This window comes from Streptomyces flavofungini (genome assembly GCF_041028215.1).
GTDB classification, from domain to species: domain Bacteria; phylum Actinomycetota; class Actinomycetes; order Streptomycetales; family Streptomycetaceae; genus Streptomyces; species Streptomyces flavofungini_B.
The window spans coordinates 1-1,643 of record NZ_JASKYR010001157.1; the positions used below are offsets into that span (position 1 = coordinate 1).

Consider the following 1,643-nt stretch of genomic DNA (forward strand, 5'->3'; position numbering starts at 1 on the left):
ACACCGAACAGCGGTCCCGCCACGCACGCCATCGCCAGCCATATGAGGGGGAAGAGGGGGCTGCCCATGCCGTCGCGCCCGAACTCGGCGTAGGCGTAGTACCCGACGACGAGACCGGCCTCGGCGAGCAGTCCGGCGACGGCGGCCACCGCGAGGCGGGACGGGCGCGATGCCGCGCCCGCGACGAAGGCGACCGCCGACCAGACGGCCCCCGAGTTGGCCAGTTGGTTCCAGGCTCCCGGCAGCCAGCCCTGGGCCAGGTTGGTGAGCACCCCGGCGGCCAGGCCCGCGAGCAGCGCTGCCCCGGCGAGGTAACGCGGCCCCGTCGTTCTCGGCCCCGCCGTCATCGAACCCGCCGCGTTCGAGGTGTTCGTGGTCGAGACCTGCGTGGTCGAGGCCTTCGTGGTCGCCATGGGATGCCTCCAAGGATCACCGTCGTCGCCGGTGACTATACATCAAGCGTATACACGATGTGTATACGCCGTAGATGCATGCACCGCCTCACTCGGTGCGCAGCGCCGTCGCGGTGCGAGCCCGCGCGGCCCAGGTCGCGGGCAGCAGGGCGCCCAGGACGGCGATGAGCAGGCCGCCCAGGACCAGCAGGGCCAGTTCGGGCGCCTCGAAGACGGCGAGTACCGGGGTGGGGAGGTCGAGGCCCGCGCCGTGGCCCATGGCGGGCAGGACCCAGCCGTGCAGGGCGACGCCGAGCGGCACTCCCAGGGCGCCCCCGGCCAGGCCGGTCACCACGACCGACGTGACGACCATCGAGATCATCTGCCGGGGAGTCATGCCCAGGGCCTTGTGGACGCCGAGTTCCCTGACGCGCTCGCGGGTGTCGAGGACGACCGTGTTGAGCACACCCAGCGCCGCCACGGCGACGAGCATCAGCGTCAGGAGGGCGGACAGGGCGTTGAGTGTGGCGACCATGTCGCTGCCGCCGTCGGGCCCACCGGCGCGCGCGGTGACGCCCAGGGGTTCCAGGCGCTGGTTCAGCGCGTCCACGTAACCGGGCACCGCCGTGCCGGACTTGAGCGCGATGTGCTGCGTGGTGTCCGCCAGGGCGGGATGCGCGGGGGTGAGCGTGGCGGCGTCGGTGAAGACCTGCATGCCGTCGTGGCGGGGATCGAGGACCTCGCCGACGATCCGTACCCTGACCGGCTTGCCGAGGCCGCCCAGCGTGACCGCGTCCCCGACGCGCGTACCGGTGGCGGTGAGGAACCCGGTGGGTACCACGGCCTCGCCGGGCGCGGAGATCCAGCGCCCGGAGACCATGGTGTAGCCGCCCCAGGAGGCGTCGCCACGGAAGGCGACCACGGCGGTCGTGCCCGCCGCACCGGGCACGGTGGCCCGCGCCGACGCGGTGCTGTAGGAGGCACGGGTCGCGGGCTCATCGCGGATCGCCGCGGCCACGGCGGCCCAGTCGGGCTCCGTCCCCCTCCGTGTGGCGGCGGCCGGACCATGCGGGCCGGGTTCCGGCAGCGGTGCGGCGACCGTCACGTCGGCCGCGTCATGCGCCCTGGCCCGCGTGATCTCGCCGAGCGACGCTCCCATGCCCACGGTGAAGGTGACGGCGGCGGCACCGAACAGCACCGCCGTCCCCAYSCCGAGCGCCCGGCCGGGCCGCGCCCAGGCCCGCGTCAGCC

2 protein-coding genes are annotated in these 1,643 nt (G+C 74.0%); both read right to left on the reverse strand.

Features of this window, described 5'->3' with window-relative positions; all coding sequences use genetic code 11:
• Window positions 1–413 (reverse strand): DUF6518 family protein (locus AB8Z36_RS39320; protein WP_369218153.1); only part of this gene is annotated, 413 nt, incomplete at its 3' end.
• 88 nt (window positions 414–501) lie between these two features.
• Window positions 502–1,643 (reverse strand): ABC transporter permease (locus tag AB8Z36_RS39325; RefSeq protein WP_369218154.1); only part of this gene is annotated, 1,142 nt, incomplete at its 5' end.